At 55.3% G+C, this 20,220-nt stretch carries 17 protein-coding genes; 7 read left to right on the top strand and 10 right to left on the bottom strand.

Translation table 11 applies throughout. The features are described 5' to 3' along the window. The first annotated feature begins 40 nt into the window (after positions 1-40). Entirely contained in the window at positions 41-5,572 is a 5,532-nt protein-coding gene (locus HX773_RS01575; protein ID WP_176970158.1) for a glutamate synthase-related protein, read from the top strand. A gap of 69 nt (positions 5,573-5,641) precedes the next feature. Further along, complete coding sequence (locus HX773_RS01570; RefSeq protein WP_176970157.1) at positions 5,642-7,390, top strand: sulfite reductase subunit alpha; 1,749 nt, start codon at positions 5,642-5,644, stop codon at positions 7,388-7,390. A gap of 52 nt (positions 7,391-7,442) precedes the next feature. Here HX773_RS01570 and sspB read toward each other — a convergent pair whose 3' ends face one another. The 5 genes from sspB to zapE form a co-directional block, all read right to left on the bottom strand. After that, entirely contained in the window at positions 7,443-7,931 is a 489-nt protein-coding gene (gene sspB, locus HX773_RS01565; RefSeq protein WP_176970156.1) for a ClpXP protease specificity-enhancing factor, read from the bottom strand. Between the two features lie 3 nt (positions 7,932-7,934). After that, a complete protein-coding gene (sspA, locus tag HX773_RS01560) occupies positions 7,935-8,576 on the bottom strand; it encodes a stringent starvation protein SspA (RefSeq protein ID WP_008104394.1) in 642 nt (213 codons plus the stop codon). Positions 8,577-8,905: 329 nt separating this feature from the next. Continuing rightward, positions 8,906-9,298 carry a 30S ribosomal protein S9 gene (gene rpsI / locus HX773_RS01555; RefSeq protein WP_007886600.1) on the bottom strand — a complete coding sequence of 131 codons (393 nt, stop codon included), beginning with the start codon at positions 9,296-9,298 and terminating at the stop codon, positions 8,906-8,908. Between the two features lie 15 nt (positions 9,299-9,313). After that, positions 9,314-9,742 carry a 50S ribosomal protein L13 gene (rplM, locus tag HX773_RS01550; protein WP_007886599.1) on the bottom strand — a complete coding sequence of 143 codons (429 nt, stop codon included), beginning with the start codon at positions 9,740-9,742 and terminating at the stop codon, positions 9,314-9,316. Positions 9,743-9,980: 238 nt separating this feature from the next. Further along, complete coding sequence (zapE, locus tag HX773_RS01545; protein WP_061718281.1) at positions 9,981-11,108, bottom strand: cell division protein ZapE; 1,128 nt, start codon at positions 11,106-11,108, stop codon at positions 9,981-9,983. A gap of 190 nt (positions 11,109-11,298) precedes the next feature. Between zapE and zapG the strand changes: the two genes are divergently transcribed. The 3 genes from zapG (at position 11,299) to degS (ending at position 14,344) form a co-directional block, all read left to right on the top strand. After that, positions 11,299-11,703: a Z-ring associated protein ZapG gene (gene zapG / locus HX773_RS01540; RefSeq protein WP_064737767.1), complete on the top strand. Its 405-nt coding sequence runs from the start codon at positions 11,299-11,301 to the stop codon at positions 11,701-11,703. Between the two features lie 104 nt (positions 11,704-11,807). After that, complete coding sequence (gene degQ / locus HX773_RS01535) at positions 11,808-13,178, top strand: serine endoprotease DegQ (RefSeq protein ID WP_061718286.1); 1,371 nt, start codon at positions 11,808-11,810, stop codon at positions 13,176-13,178. A gap of 86 nt (positions 13,179-13,264) precedes the next feature. Then, a complete protein-coding gene (degS, locus tag HX773_RS01530; RefSeq protein ID WP_176970155.1) occupies positions 13,265-14,344 on the top strand; it encodes an outer membrane-stress sensor serine endopeptidase DegS in 1,080 nt (359 codons plus the stop codon). A 23-nt stretch (positions 14,345-14,367) separates the two neighbouring features. Here the strand turns inward: degS and epmA are convergent, their stop codons facing one another. Beyond that, the gene (epmA, locus tag HX773_RS01525; protein WP_101762293.1) at positions 14,368-15,345 is read right to left on the bottom strand and encodes an elongation factor P--(R)-beta-lysine ligase; all 978 of its coding nucleotides are present in this window, start codon (positions 15,343-15,345) and stop codon (positions 14,368-14,370) included. Positions 15,346-15,481: 136 nt separating this feature from the next. Between epmA and HX773_RS01520 the strand changes: the two genes are divergently transcribed. Then, entirely contained in the window at positions 15,482-16,006 is a 525-nt protein-coding gene (locus HX773_RS01520; RefSeq protein ID WP_176970154.1) for a lipocalin family protein, read from the top strand. 39 nt (positions 16,007-16,045) lie between these two features. Here HX773_RS01520 and HX773_RS01515 read toward each other — a convergent pair whose 3' ends face one another. Further along, positions 16,046-16,180 (bottom strand): entericidin A/B family lipoprotein, encoded by a 135-nt coding sequence (locus HX773_RS01515; protein ID WP_007886592.1) that lies wholly within the window; start codon positions 16,178-16,180, stop codon positions 16,046-16,048. Between the two features lie 146 nt (positions 16,181-16,326). Continuing rightward, positions 16,327-16,893 (bottom strand): elongation factor P, encoded by a 567-nt coding sequence (efp, locus tag HX773_RS01510; RefSeq protein ID WP_008104410.1) that lies wholly within the window; start codon positions 16,891-16,893, stop codon positions 16,327-16,329. 42 nt (positions 16,894-16,935) lie between these two features. Here efp and epmB point away from each other — a divergent pair, with 42 nt between their 5' ends. Continuing rightward, positions 16,936-17,964 carry an EF-P beta-lysylation protein EpmB gene (epmB, locus tag HX773_RS01505; protein WP_176970153.1) on the top strand — a complete coding sequence of 343 codons (1,029 nt, stop codon included), beginning with the start codon at positions 16,936-16,938 and terminating at the stop codon, positions 17,962-17,964. 37 nt (positions 17,965-18,001) lie between these two features. On the opposite strand, the gene HX773_RS01500 is transcribed toward epmB, so the two are convergent. Continuing rightward, on the bottom strand, positions 18,002-18,349 hold the full coding sequence (locus HX773_RS01500) for a DUF4156 domain-containing protein (protein WP_097095130.1): 348 nt from the start codon (positions 18,347-18,349) through the stop codon (positions 18,002-18,004). Positions 18,350-18,546: 197 nt separating this feature from the next. Next, positions 18,547-20,199 carry a chaperonin GroEL gene (gene groL / locus HX773_RS01495; protein WP_176970152.1) on the bottom strand — a complete coding sequence of 551 codons (1,653 nt, stop codon included), beginning with the start codon at positions 20,197-20,199 and terminating at the stop codon, positions 18,547-18,549. Between the last annotated feature and the right edge of the window lie 21 nt (positions 20,200-20,220).

The following is a 20,220-nucleotide window of genomic DNA, read 5'->3' as shown; positions in this document are numbered from 1 at the left end:
TAATGCAGGTAATGTCAAAAGAAGTTTAAGGAGACTCTCAATGTCCACGCAAAAACCGAATCCCTATGGTTTGTATGACCCATCAGCCGGAAGTGACAGCTGTGGTGTAGGTTTCATTACCCGTAAGGACGGCGAGCAGACTCATGAGATTCTGCGGATGGCCCATAGCGCGCTGTGCACGGTTCCGCACCGTGGCGGCATGTCTGCCGAAGGCGTGGGCGATGGCGCGGGTGTGAACGTCGATCTCTCCCTGAACTTCTTCCGCAAGGTCACCGGTCTGGCGCTGGAAGCCGGCCGTTTTGGCGTCGGTAACTTCTTTGTGCCAAAAGATGCAGAGCTGCGTGCCAACGCTGAGCGTCTGGTTGAAGAAACGCTGGCGGCGCACAACTTCCCGGTATTAGTGAAACGCGATATGCCGCTAGACGGCAGCGTGACGCGCCCGGCCGCCCTGCAATTCCAGCTGCCAATTGTGCAGTGGATTTTTGCCGCGCCGCAGGAATTGACTGAACAACTCGAATTCGAGCGTCAGATTTATCGCGCACTGTTGGATATCGAAGCTCGCGCCTTTACCGAAAGCGAATTCGGCGGCCTCTATCCGCTGTCACTCTCTTCGCGCACGCAGGTATTTAAAGCACGCCTGAACTCCAACGAAGTTATTCCGTACTTCAAAGATTTGACCGATGCCGATCATCAGGTGCGCGGGCTGTTCTTCCACACCCGCTTCTCGACCAACACCGATCCGCACACCACCATGGCCCAGCCGTTCCGCTTAATGGCGCATAACGGTGAGCTGAACACCGATCGTAAAAACCGTATCGCCGAAGCGGCATTGATGCTGGCACGCGGTAAAAAAATCGTGCGTCCAAAAGGTCAGTCCGACAGCTCGCGTCTCGACCAGAGCATCCACAGCCGTTTGATGGAAGATAATCTCGACCTGATCAACGCCGTGGTTTCGATGATGCCGCCGGCGTGGGAGAACGATACGTCGCTCTCGAACGAAGTGCGCGCCATGCTTGAGTACTTCTCTTTATATGAAGAGAAGAACGATGGCCCAGCTGCACTGATCTTCGGAAACGGTGAGGTGATTGGCGCACGTCTTGACCGCCTCGGCCTGCGTCCGCTGCGTTCCGTTGAAACCGCGGAGTACATCGGTGCGATGTCTGAAGCGGGCCAGATCGCCTTCCCACCGGAAAGCGTGTTGCGTCGTGGCCGTATCGAAGCGGGCGGCATGCTCTATTACGATCACAAAGAGAAACGCTCTTACACCACGGTTGAAGCGCTGGAAAAACTGGCGGCTGAAAAAGATTACCTGTCGCTGCTGGGCAAAGCGCGTATCGATCTCGCCGATCTGCCAGAAATTCAGGCAGAGCAGCTCGGCTCGCCGCTGCGTTATCGTGGTGACCTCAAAACCTATCAACGTTTTGTCGCCTACTACTACAACCAGGAAAGCTTCAAATTCATGATGGATCCGATGCTGCAAACCGGCGCTGAGAAGATCTCAGCCATGGGTTACGGCAACGCCATCAACGGCCTGTCCGACCACGAAGGCGGCATGGCGCACTACTTCTCACAACGATTTGCGCAAGTTACCAACCCGCCGCTCGACTCGATTCGTGAAGCGGATGGCATGACGCTGCGTGTTGCGCTGGGTGCAAAACCGCATCTTGGCCGCAGTAAAGGTCAGCAAATCATTGTTCCGACGCCAATCCTGACGCACCTCGACATGCTGCGCCTGCGTGAGCAAACCGTCGCACCTTATGCGCGCTTCGAGATGCTGTATGAGCCGGTGGTCGGCAAAGATATCGTCAGCCGTGCGGCCAACGCCAACGCGCTGGAAAAAGCCATTGATGACTTAGCCCAGCAGGTAGTGGATTTCGCACGCCAGCAAGGCGGCATCGCGGTGATCACCGATCGTCACATCTCTTCAACGCACGCAGCGATTCCGATGCTGCTGATGGTGTCGGCGATCAACCAACGTCTGGTGCAGGAAGGTCTGCGTCTGGATGTTTCGCTGGTGGTCGAAAGTGGTCAAAGCATCTCTTCACACCATATCGCGGCAACGCTGGGCTTCGGTGCTTCTGCCGTTTACCCACTCGGCGTGCAGATGCGTGCGGAAGAGAAGTTCGGTGAAGGCGAAGAAGGCAACAAAGCCTTTAAACGCTATGCCAAAGCAGCCGAAAAAGCGCTGATGAAAACCATGGGCAAAGTCGGCCTGTGTACCGTTGAGAGCTACAGCTGTGGCGAGTTCTTCGAGCCGAACTTCCTGAATACCGACGATCCGGTATTGAAAAAGTATTTCCCGAATATCAAAACGCCGGTCGGCGGCGCGGGCTTCCCAGCGATCGCCCAGATGGCGGTGGATTGGCATCAGAGCTCCTTGAAAATTCAGGGCGAAGCAGAAGTGCCGTTGCTCGGCCTGTTCAAAGAGCGTGCTGAAGGCGCGGGCCACTCGTACGGCACTATCGCGGTGCGTACCTTTATCGATATGACGGAACAACCAATTCGCTTTGCTAACAAAGAGCGCGAAGAGGACAACTTTATTCGTTTGATGACGCTGGCCAAACTGGATAACGCTTTCAACATCAAAGCCGAAGCCTTTAAAGACAGCAGCTTTGAGCGCATCCCAAATGATGTGATCGACAGCTTTGCCATCACGCCAGATTACCGTCAGTTCTCCGGCCTGATGCATGCCGAACGTAAACGTCGTCCTGCGGCGCTGCGTGACATCCTTGCGCTGCCGTGCGATCTGACCCACGTGGACAGCGAAGCCGAATTCGGTCGCAAACTGGGCCGTTACTCGCTGGTGAACAACGGCTTCGCTACGCGTGGCCTCAAGTGTGAAGCGGTGAACGGCAGCCTGAACCAGTTCGAGCTGCGTCTGATCGATGCCATTGCTGGCCTGAAACCGGAAAGCGAGCGTCTGGAAGCGCTGGCGCGTGCGCTAAAAACCCGTTTCACCGACGATATCGAAAGCAGTAACGTGGCGGATGGCGTGTTGCACATCACCGCTTACGGCAAAGCGGCCGATTATCTGTCGCTGATCTTCACTGCGCTGCCATCGTTGCCGCTGGAAGAGATTCAACCGGCCCACGAAATCACGCGTACCTTTGCTTCCGGTGCGATGAGCCACGGAGCGCTGGTTGCGCCGGCGCACGAAGCTGTCGCACACGGTACCAACATGGTTGGCGGCATGAGTAACTGTGGTGAAGGTGGCGAGCACTATTCACGTCACGGCACCATCCGCGCGTCACGTATCAAACAGTTGGCATCCGGTCGTTTCGGCGTGTGGGCGGCTTATCTTGCTGATCCAATGCTGGAAGAGCTGGAGATCAAAATCGGTCAGGGCGCGAAGCCCGGTGAAGGCGGCCAGTTGCCGGCACCGAAAGTGACCGTTGAGATTGCCGCAGCGCGTGGCGGTACGCCGGGCGTTGAGCTGGTTTCACCGCCGCCGCACCACGACACTTACTCCATCGAAGATTTGGCTCAGCTGATCCACGACTGTAAAGCCGCGCGCGTGCGTGTCATCGTCAAATTGGTTTCATCTGAAGGTATCGGCACCATCGCCGTCGGCGTGGCGAAAGCTGGCGCGGATGTGATTAACGTCGCGGGTAACACCGGCGGCACCGGCGCAGCGTCCGTTACCAGCCTGAAATATACCGGCCGCGTGGCGGAAATCGGCATCGCCGAAGTGCATCAGGCGCTGTGTGCTAACGGCCTACGCGACAAAGTGCAGCTGCGCTGCTCCGGCGCGCAGCAGACCGGCAGCGATGTGATCAAATCTGCCCTGCTCGGTGGCGACAGCTTCGAGTTCGGCACCACCGCGCTGATGATGCTGAAATGCGTAATGGCGAAAAACTGTAACGTCAAATGCCCGGCCGGTTTAACCACCAACGCCGAAGCGTTTGATGGTGATCCGCGTCAGCTGGCGCAGTATTTCATCAACGTGGCGCAGGAAGTGCGTGAGTTCCTCGCCCGCCTCGGTCTGCGTTCCCTGCGTGAAGCGCGTGGCCGTTCGGATCTGCTGCACTTGATGGATCACCCGCTGGAAGTCGGCAAACTGGATCTGCGTGCGATGTTGACCGTGGTGCCAGAGCAGAAAATTGCCAAGCCGGTGTATCTGGAAAAAGACTTTGAACTGGATGATGGCTGGGTCAACGAGCTGAAAACACAGCTGGTTGGCGCGGCAAGCCGTGAAATCGCGCTGGGCGCGGGCATCGCGCTGAACAACCGTAACAAGAGCGTCGGTGGTCAGCTGGCGATCGATATCGAACGCATGCTTAACCATGAACTCTCGCAAGAGCAGCTGGCTGCATTGCCAGCGGTGCTGAAAGACGATCGCGGTCGTCACTATCTGGCGCCAGCCACCGTGCTGATTAACACCAGCGGTTCTGCCGGCCAGTCGTTCGGCGCGTTCTGCAACGACGGCATGCAGATGAAGCATTACGGCACCTGTAACGACGGTGTCGGCAAAGGGCAGTGCGGCGGCGAATTGGTGGTGATGTCACCAGGCGGCGGCGCACAGGATAGCGATGGCAACGTGCTGATCGGTAACTTCGCGCTGTTCGGCGCCACCGGCGGTCGTCTGTTCGTTCAGGGCCAGGCGGGTGACCGCTTCGCCGTGCGTAACTCCGGCGCAACCGCGGTAGTTGAAGGCGTTGGTGACTTCTGCTGCGAATACATGACCAACGGCGCCATCCTTAACCTTGGCACCTTTGGTAAAGGCTTCGGCAACGGCATGAGCGGCGGTTTTGCTTACCAGTACGACCCGTATGGTTCGCTGGCGGCGCACGCGGCAGGTGATTCGGTGCTGTTTGGTTCCATCGCCGATGAAGACGAAATGGCGCAGGTGCACAAACAAGCGGTGCTGACCATGCTGAACTGGCATCTGGAAGCAACCCAATCGCCACGCGCGGCCTGGCTGCTGGATAACTGGGAAACCGAGTGCCACCACTTTGTTTATGTGATGCCGCGTTCGCTGCTGCTGTATCAGGATGGCACCGAGATCCTTAAAGCCAAATCACGTAAAGACCTGCTCGAAGAGCTGTCAACCTCGCTGGCTGCGCATCAGGTTGCGAAGTTCAAATCCGCGTGGCGTGACGGTAAAACCATTGCTAACGGCGCGGTTCCGGCTTACGGCGCGACCGATACGCTGGAGATGTTTGTTCTGCTGAACAACTACACCGTTCTTAGTCTCGCGCAGCAGCTGGCGCTGGGCAAACTGCCGAAAGGCACGGCGGTGGAAGATCCGGCCGTCGAAAAAGCGGTACGCAATCTGCTGATGACGGAAGATTTCACCTTGATTAGCAAGCTGCAACGTCATGCACGCTCTGCGATTGAGAGCTACAGCGATGACGAGCTGGCAAGCCTGATTGCCGCAAAACGCATGGCGGATTACAAAGCGGCATTAACGCAGCGCAACATTCGCTCGATGGACAGCCTGGCCACTTATGGCTGGATCATTTATCAGGATGCCTGCAACCGCGAAGTGCTTGGTCATCTGCCTGATTTTGAAGAGCTGTTTGCGCGTGCTGCACTGCCAGAAATCGCTGCTGCGGTCGGGAAACTTTCCTGATTGCAGTGCTAATGAACATGTGTAATTTAGTCTTTATATTTTGATTGAACAGGATTGAGTGCCTTACCGATGAAAATTCCTTACATTCCTGAAGATGCACCGTTTAACGGTGAGCAGAAATACTGGCTGGCAGGCTTTCTCGCCGGTCTCCATTCGCGCCTGCTGGTATTAGAAGACAAGCAGAGCGCACCGGCTGCGGGTGCAAATACCCAGCTGCATATCCTGTTTGGTTCACAAACCGGGAATGCTGAAGCGCTTTCACAGACGGCGGCTAAAGCCGCACGCGCCAAAGGTTTGGTGCCGGTGGTGCAGGCGCTGGGCGAAGTGGATCTGGATGTGTTCGCCACCATGCGTCATGTACTGATCGTCACCTCGACCTATGGCGAAGGCGAAATGCCGGACAACGCCCAGCTGTTCTGGAACGCGATTTCAGCCAGCACTGCGCCGCGTCTGGAGCAGATGCACTTTGCGGTATTGGCGATTGGCGATACCGGCTACGACGGTTTCTGCCAGGCAGGTAAATTCATCGATATGCGTCTGGAACAGCTCGGGGCGAAACGCGTTGCCGATCGTATCGACTGCGATATCGACTTCGAAGAGCCATCCAGCGAGTGGATTGGCACGGCAATGCCGCAATTCGCCGCCAGCGCGGGCAGCAGCGGTACGGCATTAGAAAGCGCGCCAGAAGCGCCCGTCATTCCGGGCAGCAATAAGCAAAACCCTTATGCGGCTGCGTTGGCGACTAACAAGCGCCTGTCGGCAGAAGAGTCGGCGAAAGATATTCGTCACTTCGAGTTTGATCTCACCGACAGCGGTTTGAAATATGAAGCGGGCGATGCGCTGGGTGTGATCCCGGTGAACGACGCAGCACTGGTTTCACTGCTGCTGACCCAGCTGAAAGCAGACTACGAAACGCCAGTTCCCAGCTTTGATCGCAACCTCGGCGATCTGCTGACTTATCAGTTCGAAATCTCCGAGCCGTCACGCAAACTGATTGAGTGGGTTGGCCAGCACACCACCAACCAGGAACTGCGTCACGTCTTGCAGCACGACGATAAAGATACCCTTGCCGTTTGGCTGTGGGGCAAAGACACGCTGGATCTGCTGCAGCTTGAGCTGACGCGCAGCCTGTCGGTACCGGAATTTGTTGCCATGCTGCGTCCGTTACAGCATCGCGCTTACTCCATCTCGTCGAGCTCGAAAGCCCATCCAAATCAGGTCCATCTGACCATCGCTTCCGTGCGCTATCATAGCGGCGGCCGCGAGCGTAAAGGCGTGTGTTCTACCTATCTGGCTGAACGTGTTCGTCGCGGCGAAAAGCCGGCGATCTTCATCTCGCCAAACAAAGCGTTCCGTGTGCCGTCAAACGGCAATGCGCCGCTGATTATGGTTGGACCAGGCACCGGTATTGCACCGTTCCGCGCCTTCCTGCAGGAACGTCAGGCAACGGGCGCAGAAGGTAAAAACTGGCTGTTCTTCGGTGACCAGCATCAGGCACATGATTACATCTACGAAGAAGAGTTGCAGGCATGGCAAGAGAAAGGTCTGCTGACTAATCTGGATCTGGCCTTCTCACGCGATCAGGAAGAGAAGATCTACGTGCAGAACCGCATGCTGGAGAAAGGCGCTGAGCTGTATGCCTGGCTGCAGGATGGCGCGTACTTCTACGTGTGTGGCGATGCATCACGCATGGCAAAAGACGTTGATGCGGCGCTGTATGAAGTGGTTCGTCAGTTCGGTGGCTTGTCCAGCGAGCGCGCAGCGGCTTACGTTGATCAGCTGAAGAAAGATAAACGCTACCTGCGCGACGTCTACTAAGGCGCGCAGGCAATAAAAAACGGGCCAATCGGCCCGTTTTTTATTGCACGTTTTACTTCACCACACGCAGTGAAGGTCGTCCGCCACGCGGCGGCGGCTCATCATCTGGCGAGTGATCGTCGTCAGTCGCATCATCCGGACGATCGCCATCAATCACAGACATCATCGTCTCTTCCTGACCGCTCCCATCCTGTTCGTCCGTCGCCAGCTCATAAGCCGGTTCCGGTTCGAACATGGTGCCAGCGCCGTTTTCACGGGCATAAATCGCCAGAACCGCAGCCATCGGCACAGAAACCTGACGCGGTACGCCACCGAAACGCGCGTTGAAACGCACTTCATCATTGGCGAGGTCAAGATTGCCTACCGCACGCGGCGCGATGTTCAGAACGATCTGTCCATCACGCGCATATTCCAGCGGCACCTGCACACCTGGCAGATTGATGTCGACCACCAGATGCGGCGTCAACTGGTTATCCAGCAACCAGTCGTAGAACGCCCGCAACAGGTAAGGACGACGCGCCGTTAGTTGCGACATTTCCATACATTAGCCCCGAGCTTGCAGGCGCATTTCACGTTCTGCTTCCGTCAGTGACGCAAGGAAAGAGTCACGTTCAAACACGCGCGTCATATAGCCTTTCAGCTCTTTAGAACCCGCGCCAGACAGGTCAACACCCATCTGCGGCAGACGCCACAGCAGCGGCGCCAGATAGCAATCCACCAGGCTGAACTCTTCGCTCATGAAGAACGGCGTGCGTGCGAACAGTGGCGCAATCGCCAGCAGCTCTTCACGCAGTTGCTTGCGCGCTGCATCGGCTTCGGCACCGTTGGCGGTTTCGATGGTGCGCATCAGGCTGTACCAATCCTGCTCAATGCGGTGCATCATCAGACGGCTTTCACCGCGCGCTACCGGGTAAACCGGCATCAGCGGAGGATGCGGGAAACGCTCATCGAGGTATTCCATGATGATGCGTGATTCATACAGCGTCAGTTCACGGTCGACCAGCGTCGGTACGGTGCGATACGGGTTGAGGTCAATCAGATCCTGCGGCAGGTTATCCGTTTCAACCTGCTCGATCTCCACGCTGACGCCCTTCTCAGCCAGTACGATACGTACCTGATGGCTGAAAATGTCAGTCGGACCAGAAAACAGCGTCATTACCGAACGTTTGTTGGCAGCGACAGCCATGAAAACCTCCAAGTTTGTTCACAAAAAGATACTGCGAATAGCCAACCACGCGGCGACTCACCGGCTCATCAGATTCGCCTACCGTCAGCGTTAGAAGCATCGCCCGGTCTTCCGGACAGGAACGACAAGCACAACGCTGCGTCTCGCAGGCGCAAAGTGACAGTGAGTTTACCAGATTTTAAGCAGCTTGTGGGGCGGGCGTGATGATTTGCGGGCAAAATGCGGGTAAAGCTCGCGTTTTTCGTGGGAAAAAATCATAAATGCAGGCAATAAAAAACCCGCCGAAGCGGGTTTTTTGAGCCAACTGCAGCTGCCGAAGCAGCAAACAATTAACGCTTGGAGAACTGCGGACGACGACGTGCTTTACGCAGGCCGACTTTCTTACGTTCAACTTCACGCGCATCACGGGTAACGAAGCCCGCTTTACGCAGTTCAGAACGCAGAGACTCGTCGTACTCCATCAGAGCGCGTGTGATACCGTGACGGATCGCACCAGCCTGACCAGAAATACCACCACCTTTAACAGTGATGTACAGGTCAAATTTACCAACCATATCAACCAGCTCCAGCGGCTGACGCACGACCATGCGTGCAGTCTCGCGACCGAAGTACTGCTCCAAAGAGCGCTGGTTAATTACGATGTTACCGCTACCCGGCTTGATGAAGACGCGAGCGGCAGAGCTTTTGCGGCGACCAGTGCCGTAGTTTTGAGTTTCAGCCATTGCCTATAATCCCGATTAAATGTCAAGAACTTGCGGTTGCTGCGCCGCGTGGTTGTGCTCGTTGCCTGCGTAAACTTTCAGTTTACGGTACATAGCACGACCCAGTGGGCCTTTCGGCAGCATGCCTTTAACCGCGATTTCAATCACACGCTCAGGACGGCGCTCGATCATCTCTGCAAAGGTCGCTTGCTTGATACCACCGATGTGGCCAGTGTGGTGATAGTAAATCTTGTCAGTACGCTTGTTGCCGGTTACAGCAACTTTTTCTGCGTTCAGAACGATGATGTAATCACCGGTATCAACGTGCGGAGTGTATTCCGCTTTGTGCTTACCACGCAGACGGCGCGCCAGTTCAGTCGCCAGGCGACCCAAGGTTTTGCCCGTTGCGTCAACAACATACCAGTCACGCTGTACGGTTTCTGGTTTAGCTGTAAAAGTTTTCATTGAAAAGCTTACCCAAATAAAAAGTTACACGTTGGTGAAATCCCAAACGCTAAGTAAACGATTGAGGCTCACACGACCATTTTGCCCAGCAAGCCACCCCTTCAAGTGAGTTACCGGATCACATCGAGTTCTTGGGAAAGAAAACCGATGCTGTAACGTGGGGTCGCAAGATTATAGAGAAGTCGAACTCAAAGATCGAACCTTTTTGCATCTAAAACCTACGATTTATGCCACGTCATCAGGGCAGATGCGGCAGACGCAAATACTCTTCGCTCTGCATCTCCTGCAAACGCGACAAGCAGCGCTGATACTCAAACTTCAAGCGTGTGCCCTGATAAATTTCAAACAGTGATGTTTCAGCCGCGACAACCAGTTTCACGTGGCGTTCGTAGAACTCATCGATCAGCGCAAGGAAGCGGCGCGCCTGATCTTCGGTCTTATAAATCATCACCGGCACATCATACAGCAAGACGCTGTGAAAACGGCGCGAGAGCTCAATATAGTCGTGCTGACTGCGCCCTTCGCCGCACAGTGTCAGGAAATTGATCGCCAGCACGCCTTCATGCACGCCCAGCGTGGGCATCTGGCGATGGTTGATTTCCAGCACCGGCGCGTCTTCACGCGCTTTGCCGGACAGCGCGCGGAACATGCGTTCCATTTCGCTATGCGTGGCATCGTTAAGCGGGAAGTTCCACAAATGCGCCGAGGTTAAGGTGCGCAAACGGTAATCGATACCCGCGTCAACGTTCATCACTTCACAATGACGCTTGATTTGTTCGATGGCTGGCAGGAAACGCGGGCGCTGCAGGCCGTTGCGATAGAGCTCATCCGGCGGAATATTCGAGGTTGCCACCAGTGAAATGCCGCGCGCAAACAGCGCTTCCATCAGCGTGCCAAGCAGCATTGCGTCGGTGATATCCGAGACAAAAAACTCATCGAAACAGAGAATGTCTGTTTCCGCTTTAAAGCGATCGGCGACAATCAGCAGCGGATCGCTGTGGCCTTGCAGCTGCGTCAGCTCCTGATGGACACGCAGCATAAAGCGGTGGAAATGCAGACGCAGTTTACGATCACCAGGAATTGACTGAAAAAACAGATCCATCACCCAGGTTTTACCGCGTCCCACACCGCCCCACATATAAAGGCCGCGCACTGGCGCTTCGCTGGTGCTTTTCTCTTTATTAAGCATCTTAGACAGGCGGCCAAACAGACCTTTGGCAGCCGGTTCAACCTGTTGCTGGCGGGCAATCAATCCTTGCTGGATGGTATCTAAGCGGGTAATCGCTTCTCGTTGTACGTCATCCGGGCGAAATTCGCCCTGCGACAGCGCCTGCTCGTAGCGTGCAAGCGGAGATGAGGTTTGCATGGTTCTCTCAGAATCCCTGAAAAAGTCCGATTCACGGGTCGGTTGACGAAAATTAGGCCGCTCTACACTAAGCGATGCAGCCCGATAGTTCCACTTCCAATAGATTATTGGGTATAGTGGCTGCTATTGAAGTTGATGTTGCAACAGAAGCAATGCCCTACGAAACAACGGAAATTACACGGGAGTCATTATGACCTGGGAATACGGGCTGATTGGTTTAGTGATTGGCATTATTGTCGGCGCAGTCGTCATGCGTTTTGGCAACAAGAAGCTGCGTGAGCAGCGTAGCATGCAGTATGAACTGGAAAAATCGAAGGCTGAGCTGGCGGATTACCGCGAGGAGCTCACTAACCACTTCGCCCGCAGCGCCGAGCTGCTGGACAACATGGCGCATGATTATCGCCAGCTGTATCAGCACATGGCGAAAGGGTCTAACGACCTGCTGCCAAATCTGCCAGGCGAGAAAAATCCGTTTGCCTACCAGTTAACGGAAGCCGAAGCGGATAACGATCAGGCGCCGGTGCAGATGCCGCGTGATTACTCTGAAGGCGCATCCGGCCTGTTACGTGGCAGCGACCGCGCTCCGCGTAATTAATCCTTTTGGGGCACAGCTTGGCTGTGCCCTTTTTGTTTTCGAACACAAACCACAAACTACTGTCACACTTCTTTTATCCCTTTCGCAGCGAGAGCGTTGTAGCAATGAAAAAACAAGCACGTCTGTTAAGCGCATTAGCCTTGGGTATCGGGATGAGTTTGGCTGCGGCGCCGAGTGCGCTGGCGACTCTTCCCGCCCAGATTCAGGGACAAGCATTGCCAAGCCTGGCACCGATGCTGGAAAAAGTTCTGCCCGCAGTAGTGAGCGTGCGTGTTGAAGGTACCGACAGCGGTCAGCAGGCGCAGGATATTCCTGAACCGCTGAAGCGCTTTTTTGGTCAGGCACCGGGACAATCGCAGCCGCAGCCTTTTGAAGGTCTGGGTTCTGGCGTGATCATTGATGCCGCTAAAGGCTATATCCTCACCAATAACCATGTGGTCAGCAACGCCGATAAAATCAGCGTGCAGCTGGGTGACGGCAACGAATATGACGCTAAGTTAATTGGTCATGATGAACAAACCGACATCGCCTTGATCCAGGTTGAAGGCGCGAAAAACTTAACGCAGGTGAAAATCGCTGATTCCGATTCGCTAAAAGTGGGTGATTTTGCCGTGGCCATCGGTAACCCGTTTGGTCTGGGTCAAACCGCCACGTCAGGCATCATCTCTGCGCTCGGTCGTAGCGGCCTGAATCTGGAAGGTCTGGAAAACTTCATTCAGACCGATGCCGCGATTAACCGCGGTAACTCCGGCGGTGCGCTGGTTAACCTGAATGGCGAGTTAATTGGTATCAACACCGCGATTCTGGCGTCAAGCGGCGGCAACATCGGCATTGGCTTCGCCATTCCCGCCAATATGGCGATGAACCTGGCGCAGCAGCTGATTCAGTTCGGCGAAGTGAAGCGCGGTCAGCTTGGTATCAAAGGCACGGAAATGACCGCCGACATCGCCAAAGCGTTTAACGTTGATGCGCAGCGCGGTGCCTTTGTTTCGGAAGTGCTGCCGAAGTCAGCGGCCGAGAAAGCCGGCATCAAAGCCGGTGATATCATCACCTCCATCAATGATAAGCCGATCACCAGCTTTGCTGAGCTGCGTGTGAAAGTCGGTACCACGCCGCCGGGCCAGGATGTGAAAATCGGCCTGCTGCGCGAAGGCAAACCGGTAAACGTTACCGTCACGCTGGAACAGAGCGCACAAACCACCGCCAGCGCGCAGCTGATGTCGCCGGCACTGCAAGGCGCAACGCTGAGCGACGGCGCGACCAAAACCGGTGATAAAGGCGTGAAAGTCGATGCCATCGAAAAAGGCACGCCAGCGGAGCAAGTCGGTTTGCAGAAAGATGATGTGATCATCGGCGTAAACCGCAATCGCGTCGCTTCTATTGCCGAAATGCGTAAAGTGCTGGAAGGTAAACCGCCGGTGCTGGCACTGAACGTGGTGCGTGGCGAAGAGAGTATTTACCTGCTTCTGCGATAATCCTCGCAACAGGCGGACAAGCAGGTGTTTGTCCGCCTTTCTCATGCTATTCTGCCCTGCGATCTCACCTGGCTTGAAATAACACCATGTTTCTTAAACTTTTGCGTTCTGTGGTGATGGGCCTGATCGTGGCTGGCTTACTGCTCGTCGCGATCCCTGCGCTGCGTATGGGCAGCAACGTCACCTTTGATCATGACAACAGCGACGATGAAGCACCCGCTAGTTTTAATCAGGGTGTGCGACGTGCCGTGCCCGCGGTCGTCAACGTCTATAACCGCAGCGCCCATGGTAACAATAATCGCGGAATCACCACGCTGGGTTCCGGCGTGATCATGAACGGCAAAGGCTACATCCTCACTAACAAACACGTGATTAATAACGCTGACCAGATCATCGTCGCGCTGCAGGATGGACGCTTCTTCGAAGCCACCTTAGTGGGTTCCGATGCCATGACCGATTTAGCCGTGCTGAAAATCAGCGCCTCCAACTTGCCGGTTATCCCCATCAACGCCAAACGTATCGCACACATCGGCGACGTCGTCATGGCGATCGGCAACCCGTACAACCTCGGCCAAACCGTGACGCAAGGCATCATCAGCGCCACCGGACGCGTTGGCCTGAGCTCATCCGGACGACAAAACTTCCTGCAGACCGATGCCTCGATCAATCAGGGCAACTCGGGCGGCGCATTGATTAACTCGCTTGGCGAACTGATGGGCATTAACACCCTGACGTTTGATAAAAGCAGCGATGGCGAAACGCCAGAAGGGATTGGTTTCGCCATTCCCACCGCGCTGGCGAGCAAAATCATGGATAAGCTGATTCGTGATGGTCGGGTGATTCGCGGCTACATCGGCATCACCGGACGCGAACTGCCGCCGCTGCACGGCCAGGGCAGTAATCTCGATCGCGTGCAGGGCATTATCGTTAGCGACGTGACGCCTGGCGGCCCCGCGGATAGCGCTGGCATTCAGGCCAATGACGTGTTGCTGGAAGTGAATGGTAAACCGGCGCTCTCGGCGCAGGAAACCATGGATCAGGTGGCAGAAATTCGTCCGGGCTCGGTGATTGACGTGCAGATTTTGCGCAATGAAAAGAAAATGACCTTGCCGGTGACGATTCAGGAATTCCCGGAAGTGACCGCTCCCGCCACCACCACGCCATAAGGGCGCTTGCGCGCCCAGATGATTTAGCTGCGATCGACCGGGAAGGCGATCACTTCGCTCAGCGAGCTGGCTTTCAGCGCCAGCATGATCAAACGATCCACGCCCAACGCCACGCCAGAACAGGCAGGCATACCGTGCGCCAGCGCATCCAGCAGATAGGTATCGATAGGATGTTGCGGCAGGCCACGTGCAGCACGACGACGATTGTCCTGCTCAAAACGCTGACGCTGCTCACGGCTATCGGTTAACTCACGGAAACCGTTCGCCAGCTCAATCCCTTTGTAATAGACCTCAAAGCGCTCGGCGACACGGTGATCTTCCGTACTGATCTCCGCCAGTGCGGCCTGCGTCGCCGGGAAGTGGTAGACAAAGCACGGCTTATCGTTACCAATCTTCGGTTCAACGCCCAGCATAAACAGCAGCTGCAGCAGCGTATCGCGGTCTTCTTCACGATTGGCTAGCTCGCCCTCGCCCAGCTTCTCCGCCACTTCGCGTAGCTGCGCTTTATCAGCCGATAACGGATCGACTTCCAGATGGCGGATAAATGCCTGCTGATACGACAGGGATTCCGCGCTGTCGCACTCCAGCACCTGCTGCATCAAATCGTCCACCTCGTTCATCAGGCGGTACATATCGTAGTGCGGACGATACCACTCCAGCATGGTGAACTCGGGATTGTGGTGACGCCCGGCTTCTTCATTACGGAAGCTGCGGCCCATCTGGTAAATCGGACCACTTCCGGCCGCCAGCAGGCGCTTCATGTGATATTCCGGACTGGTCATCAGCCACAGATCGCGCCCTTCGGCTGCGCCTGGCCCAACAAAACGCGTCTGGAACGGCACCAGATGGATGTCAGTGATGGTCGCCTGGCTCATCGCCGGGGTATCGACCTCCAGCACGCCGCGATCGGCAAAGAAACGACGTATTTCCGCCATGATAGCGGCGCGTTTCAACAAATTGGCAATGGGTGCGCTCGGCTGCCAGCTTGCCGTTTCGCTCATGTTGATGACTCCTCATACAGATAAGGGGTGGAAGTCTACCCGCAATGCCGATGGCAAACAACGGCAGCGGGCGCAGGCAGCAATTTGCTATCGGGCAGCTATACTTAACCCATTAAAATCGTAAAGGAATCCCACAATGTCCCCATGGAAAACCCTGCTCGCCAGCCTGAGCGCTTTTCTCTCCGTTGCCTGCTCAACCGCGCCGCCCAAAGGCGTGACGGTGGTGGAAGGTTTCGACAGTCAGCGCTATCTCGGCCAATGGTATGAAATCGCCCGCCTCGATCACCGCTTTGAGCGCGGATTACAACAGGTTACCGCTAATTATAGTCCGCGCGAGGACGGCGGCTTGAAGGTGATCAACCGCGGTTACAATCAGCAGAAACAGCGCTGGCAAGAGAGCGTTGGCAAAGCCTATTTCACCGGCGATAAACAGCGCGCCTCGCTGAAAGTGTCGTTCTTTGGCCCGTTCTATGGCGGCTACAACGTGATCGCACTGGATCCTGATTATCGCTATGCGCTGGTGTGCGGACCGAATCGTAGCTACTTGTGGATTCTTTCACGTACGCCGCAGCTGGATGAAAATGTTAAGCAACGCCTGGTTGAACAGGCCAGAAGTGCCGGATTCCCGGTGGATGAACTGATTTGGGTGGAGCAGAAATAGAGAGGACCGGTGCGAAAGCCGCTTTCGCACCGGAATAGCTTACTGTGCGCTGCGCTGGATTGCCTTGCCGCCCGCCGAAACGTCTTCGCCAACACCACGCGTGGTGTTACAAGCGGTCAGAACGGATGAGAGCACCAGCACGGAAAAAATCGCGACAATACTTTTCTTTAACATAGCCATATCCTTTTTGGTTGCAGTAAAAGTACAGCTCTTAAAGCATAGTCTTGATCTGTAAAACTGCGGGATTGGGCGGATGAAAAAAGAGAAGGGAAACACACAGGGAGAAAAAAGGCGCATCGATGATGCGCCTGATTTGACGATTATTTTACGCGAGAAACGTATTCGCCAGAGCGGGTATCCACTTTTACCACTTCGCCAATCTGTACGAACAGTGGCACTTTGATCACCGCGCCAGTCGACAGCGTAGCTGGCTTACCGCCGGTACCTGCGGTATCACCCTTCAGGCCTGGATCGGTTTCGATAACTTCAGCTTCGATGAAGTTCGGTGGCTGAACAGCGATCGCTTTATCGTTCCACAGGGTAACGATACAATCCGCATTGTCCTGCAGCCACTTGGTCACGTCATCCAGCACTTTAGATTCGATCTGATACTGCTCGAACGATTCCGGGTGCATGAAGTAGAAGAAGTCGCCGTCGTTGTAAGAGTATTGCAGCGTCATATCACGAACGTCTGCGCCTTCGGCAGAGTCAGTAGATTTGAAGGTCTTCTCAACGCGAGAACCGGTCAGCAGACGACGCATTTTAACGCGCGCAAATGCCTGGCCTTTACCCGGCTTAACGAACTCACTGGCTTCGATGGCATATGGCTCGCCTTCGAACATGATTTTAAGACCGGGACGGAAATCGTTGCTAAGATAAGTCGCCATAAAGGCCCTCTGTAAATATTGAACTGGTAAATAGCCAAAAAAATGGCACACATTGTAACCCTAAATCCCCCCGTCAGAGAAGATTGGTTGCAGCAACTAGCTGATGTTGTCACCGAACCTGCTGAATTACTGCAACTTTTATCTCTTGATCAGCATGCTGATCTGGCTGCAGGCGCTGATGCACGCAAGCTTTTCGCCCTGCGCGTACCGCGCGCCTTCATCGCACGCATGAAAAAAGGCGATGCGACGGACCCGCTGCTGCTGCAAGTGCTCACCAGCCGTCAGGAATTTATTGATGCGCCAGGTTATAGCACCGATCCGCTGGATGAACAAAGCAGCGTGGTGCCAGGTTTACTGCATAAGTATAGAAACCGTGCGCTGCTGCTGGTAAAAGGCGGCTGTGCGGTTAACTGCCGCTACTGTTTCCGCCGTCATTTCCCCTATCAGGATAATCAGGGCAACAAACGTAACTGGCAGGCGGCGATCGATTACATCGCCACGCATCCGGAACTGGATGAGATCATCTTCTCCGGCGGCGATCCGCTGATGGCGAAAGATCATGAGCTGGCATGGCTGGTGGATGCGCTGGAGAAAATCCCACACCTCAAACGCCTGCGTATTCACAGCCGCTTGCCGGTGGTGATCCCGGCGCGTATCACCGAAGGCTTGTGTCAGATTCTGGCGGACACGCGTCTGCAAGTATTGATGGTGAGCCATATCAACCACGCGCAGGAAATTGATGACGAGCTGCGTTACGGCATGCAGATGCTGAAGCGTGCGGGCGTTACGCTGCTTAATCAGAGCGTGTTGCTGCGTGATGTGAATGATGATGCGCAAACGCTAGCGGATCTCAGTAATGCGCTGTTTAATGCCGGCATTCTGCCCTACTACCTGCACGTGCTGGATAAGGTGCAAGGCGCGGCGCACTTCTTTGTGTCAGATGAGGAAGCGCGTGGGTTGATGCGCCAGCTGCTGCCGATGGTGTCTGGTTATATGGTGCCGAAACTGGCGCGCGAGATTGGCGGCGAGCCAAGCAAGACCCCGCTGGATTTACAGCTGCGTCAGGAATAAAAAAAGCCGCATCAGCGGCTTTTTTTACGACTGCAACTTACGGGCACTTATACACCTGGCCGGACATTTTGCTGTCGAGCGGTGCGAAAGCTGACAGCAAATTCTGCGTCGGGCTGGTGGCACCATAAATCACGTTGCCGCCCATTTCTGCCGCGCGGTTGCGCAGGTCGTTGGCTGCGCCACGCAGCGAACTGCCTTCACCGCCTGAACCGCTCAGCCAGTTGCTCTGGGAGCCGGTAAGCGTTCCCAGCAGCTGACATTGACTTGCGGGTTGTTGGTCGACGAAGGTCACACGTTCGCCGCCAGCACTCAGTTGATTGGAGCTGCTACAGCCCGCCAGCAGTAAAGTTCCGACTGCCAGACCGAGCAAGAGGTTAATCCGCATTGTAATCCCCATTTATTATCATCAGTGTCGGGCGGCAGCGTAGCAGAAAAGCGCACTTTTTTTCTGAACATTCATTGCCCTAAACCCGTAAAGCCGAAGTATTGCGCCCTTACTTATACCTTGTTCCCCAGCAAAAGAAAAACCCCCGACCGTTTCCGATCGGGGGTTTTCCAGATGACTTAAGCAGTCAGGGGCAATTACATCATGCCGCCCATTCCGCCCATGCCACCCATACCGCCAGCGCCGCCTAAATCAGGTGCGTCGCCTTTTGGCAGATCAGTCACCATCGCTTCGGTGGTGATCATCAGGCCCGCAACCGATGAAGCGTACTGCAGCGCAGAACGGGTCACTTTGGTTGGGTCCAGGATACCGAAGTCGATCATGTTGCCGTACTCTTCGGTCTGCGCGTTGTAACCGTAGTTACCGTCGCCCGCTTTCACGTTGTTAGCAACAACTGAAGGCTCTTCGCCGGCGTTAGAAACGATCTGACGCAGTGGCGCTTCCATTGCGCGCAGCGCAACTTTGATACCCACGTTCTGATCTTCGTTATCGCCTTTCAGGCCAGATGCGGCGATTTTCGCTGCAACGCGAACCAGCGCCACACCACCACCAGCAACCACGCCTTCTTCTACCGCAGCACGGGTCGCGTGCAGAGCATCTTCAACGCGTGCTTTCTTCTCTTTCATTTCAACTTCAGTTGCTGCGCCCACTTTCAGAACGGCTACGCCGCCTGCCAGTTTCGCTACGCGCTCCTGCAGTTTCTCTTTGTCGTAATCAGAGGTCGCTTCTTCGATCTGCTGACGAATCTGCGTTACGCGGCCAGAGATAGCGCCTTGATCGCCCACGCCATCGATGATGGTGGTGGTGTCTTTGTTGATCACAACGCGTTTTGCCTGACCCAGATCTTCCAGGGTAGCTTTCTCCAGCTCCATACCGATCTCTTCAGAGATCACGGTACCGCCGGTCAGGATAGCGATGTCCTGCAGCATCGCTTTACGACGGTCGCCGAAGCCAGGTGCTTTAACCGCAGCCACTTTGACGATACCGCGCATGGTGTTCACCACCAGCGTTGCCAGAGCTTCACCTTCCACGTCTTCTGCAATGATCAGCAGTGGCTTACCGGCTTTCGCAACGGCTTCCAGCACTGGCAGCATTTCGCGGATGTTAGAGATTTTCTTGTCAGCCAGCAGGATGAACGGGGTTTCCAGCTCAACTGCGCCTGTTTCTGGCTTGTTGATGAAGTACGGAGACAGGTAGCCGCGGTCAAACTGCATACCTTCAACCACGTCCAGCTCGTCTTGCAGACCGGTGCCTTCTTCAACGGTGATAACGCCTTCTTTGCCCACTTTGTCCATCGCGTCGGCAATCAGGGTGCCCACGGTTTCATCGGAGTTAGCAGAGATGGTACCAACCTGTGCAATCGCGCGTGAATCCTGGCAAGGTACAGACAGGGTTTTCAGTTCTTCTACGGCGGCGATAACGGCTTTATCGATACCGCGCTTCAGATCCATCGGGTTCATGCCCGCAGCAACGGCTTTCAGGCCTTCGGTGATGATCGCCTGAGCCAGTACGGTTGCGGTGGTGGTGCCGTCGCCTGCTGCGTCGTTCGCTTTAGAGGCCACTTCTTTCACCATCTGTGCGCCCATGTTTTCGAACTTGTCTTCCAGTTCGATTTCACGCGCAACAGAAACACCATCTTTAGTGATGGTCGGTGCACCAAAAGATTTATCCAGAACCACGTTACGGCCTTTCGGGCCAAGGGTAACTTTTACTGCATCTGCCAGTACGTTTACGCCACGCAGCATTTTTACGCGTGCGTCATTACCGAATTTTACGTCTTTAGCTGCCATTTCAAATATCCCTTAAATTCG

The sequence above is a fragment of the Pantoea sp. B9002 genome, assembly GCF_013385945.1.
Classification (GTDB): domain Bacteria; phylum Pseudomonadota; class Gammaproteobacteria; order Enterobacterales; family Enterobacteriaceae; genus Pantoea.
Note: the sequence above shows the minus strand (reverse complement) of the source record. Positions and strands in the feature narration are given on the sequence as shown.

Coding starts and splice junctions, on each gene's coding strand:
- HX773_RS01575 (WP_176970158.1), top strand. CDS start 41: ATGTCCACGCAAAAACCGAATCCCTATGGTTTGTATGACCCATCAGCC.
- HX773_RS01570 (WP_176970157.1), top strand. CDS start 5,642: ATGAAAATTCCTTACATTCCTGAAGATGCACCGTTTAACGGTGAGCAG.
- sspB (WP_176970156.1), bottom strand. CDS start 7,931: ATGGAAATGTCGCAACTAACGGCGCGTCGTCCTTACCTGTTGCGGGCG.
- sspA (WP_008104394.1), bottom strand. CDS start 8,576: ATGGCTGTCGCTGCCAACAAACGTTCGGTAATGACGCTGTTTTCTGGT.
- rpsI (WP_007886600.1), bottom strand. CDS start 9,298: ATGGCTGAAACTCAAAACTACGGCACTGGTCGCCGCAAAAGCTCTGCC.
- rplM (WP_007886599.1), bottom strand. CDS start 9,742: ATGAAAACTTTTACAGCTAAACCAGAAACCGTACAGCGTGACTGGTAT.
- zapE (WP_061718281.1), bottom strand. CDS start 11,108: ATGCAAACCTCATCTCCGCTTGCACGCTACGAGCAGGCGCTGTCGCAG.
- zapG (WP_064737767.1), top strand. CDS start 11,299: ATGACCTGGGAATACGGGCTGATTGGTTTAGTGATTGGCATTATTGTC.
- degQ (WP_061718286.1), top strand. CDS start 11,808: ATGAAAAAACAAGCACGTCTGTTAAGCGCATTAGCCTTGGGTATCGGG.
- degS (WP_176970155.1), top strand. CDS start 13,265: ATGTTTCTTAAACTTTTGCGTTCTGTGGTGATGGGCCTGATCGTGGCT.
- epmA (WP_101762293.1), bottom strand. CDS start 15,345: ATGAGCGAAACGGCAAGCTGGCAGCCGAGCGCACCCATTGCCAATTTG.
- HX773_RS01520 (WP_176970154.1), top strand. CDS start 15,482: ATGTCCCCATGGAAAACCCTGCTCGCCAGCCTGAGCGCTTTTCTCTCC.
- HX773_RS01515 (WP_007886592.1), bottom strand. CDS start 16,180: ATGTTAAAGAAAAGTATTGTCGCGATTTTTTCCGTGCTGGTGCTCTCA.
- efp (WP_008104410.1), bottom strand. CDS start 16,893: ATGGCGACTTATCTTAGCAACGATTTCCGTCCCGGTCTTAAAATCATG.
- epmB (WP_176970153.1), top strand. CDS start 16,936: ATGGCACACATTGTAACCCTAAATCCCCCCGTCAGAGAAGATTGGTTG.
- HX773_RS01500 (WP_097095130.1), bottom strand. CDS start 18,349: ATGCGGATTAACCTCTTGCTCGGTCTGGCAGTCGGAACTTTACTGCTG.
- groL (WP_176970152.1), bottom strand. CDS start 20,199: ATGGCAGCTAAAGACGTAAAATTCGGTAATGACGCACGCGTAAAAATG.